This window comes from Microvirga sp. KLBC 81 (assembly GCF_003075415.1).
Classification (GTDB): domain Bacteria; phylum Pseudomonadota; class Alphaproteobacteria; order Rhizobiales; family Beijerinckiaceae; genus Microvirga.
Genome location: NZ_QDAH01000247.1, coordinates 1 through 1,308, shown reverse-complemented (window position 1 = coordinate 1,308; position 1,308 = coordinate 1). Strand labels below are relative to the sequence as shown.

The 1,308-nt window shown below is 62.9% G+C and carries 2 protein-coding genes; both read left to right on the top strand.

The annotated features are described in order from the left end of the window. Positions 1 to 688, top strand: a 688-nt coding sequence (pcaH, locus tag DC522_RS33555; protein ID WP_116532702.1) for a protocatechuate 3,4-dioxygenase subunit beta, incomplete at its 5' end; no start/stop codon positions are given. Beyond that, positions 688 to 1,308, top strand: a 621-nt coding sequence (gene pcaG, locus DC522_RS33550) for a protocatechuate 3,4-dioxygenase subunit alpha (RefSeq protein WP_116532701.1), incomplete at its 3' end; no start/stop codon positions are given. The genes pcaH and pcaG, both read left to right, overlap by 1 nt.

Sequence of the window (1,308 nt, the reverse complement as noted above, 5' to 3'; positions counted from 1 at the left end):
CTGGCACCCGCCGGCTTTCACGCCGCAATACAAGACCTCCATCCTGCGCTCCCCACGATATCCGCTGCTCTCGCTCGACAACACGATCTCGGAGATGACGGGGCCGGTATTCGGCCACGACAAGCTCGGCCCGCTCGACAACGACCTGATCCGCAACTTCGCCAAGACCGGCGATCCTATCGGCCAACGCATCGTCGTCTATGGCCGCGTGCTGGACGAAAACGCCCGACCGGTGCCCGGTGCTCTCGTGGAGTTCTGGCAGGCCAATGCAGGCGGGCGCTATCGCCACAGGAAGGAAACCTATCTGGCGCCCCTCGACCCCAATTTCGGCGGCTGCGGACGCGTGATCACGGACCAGGAGGGGCGCTACTGGTTTCGCACCATCAAGCCCGGCGCCTATCCGTGGCCGAACGGCGTCAACGATTGGCGGCCAGCCCACATTCATTTCTCGATCTTCGGCCATGCCTTCGCGCAGCGTCTCATCACGCAGATGTATTTCGAGGGCGATCCGATGATCTGGCAATGCCCCATCGTCTCGACGATCCCGGACAGGCGAGCCGTCGAACAGCTGATCGCGGCGCTCGACCGCGAGAGCACGCTGCCCATGGATGCTCTCGCCTACAAGTTCGACATCGTCCTGCGCGGCCGTCGCTCGACCCTGTTCGAGAACCGCATGGAGGGAAACTGATGGTTCAGAAACTCGACAGGTTGAAAGAGTCTCCCTCCCAGACCGCAGGGCCTTACGTCCATATCGGCGCCACGCCGAACTGGGTCGAGATCACCGGCGTGTGGAACGAGGATCTCGGTCTCGTTCTCGTGGGCCCAGAGACGAAGGGCGAGCGCATCGTCGTCAAGGGCCGTGTCTTCGATGGCAGCGGGACGCCGCTGAAGGATGCGCTGATCGAGATCTGGCAGGCGGATGCGCAAGGCCTCTACAACAGCCCGCAGGAAAAGCGCGGCCAGGCCGACCCGCATTTCACCGGATGGGGACGCCAGCCGACGGACGGCACGACGGGCGAGTACAAGTTCGAGACGATCAAGCCGGGCCGGGTGCCGTATAAGGATGGCCGCCTCATGGCACCGCACGTCACGTTCTGGATCGTCGCGCGCGGCATCAATATCGGCCTCCATACCCGCATGTATTTCTCCGATGAGGAAAAGGCCAATGCGGAATGTCCCGTGCTGGCGCGCATCGAGCACAAGGTGAGGGTGCCGACCCTCATCGCTTCGCGCGGCGAGGAGAACGGCGTGCCGACCTATACCTTCGACATCCATCTGCAGGGTGAGAAGGAAACCGTGTTTTTCGAT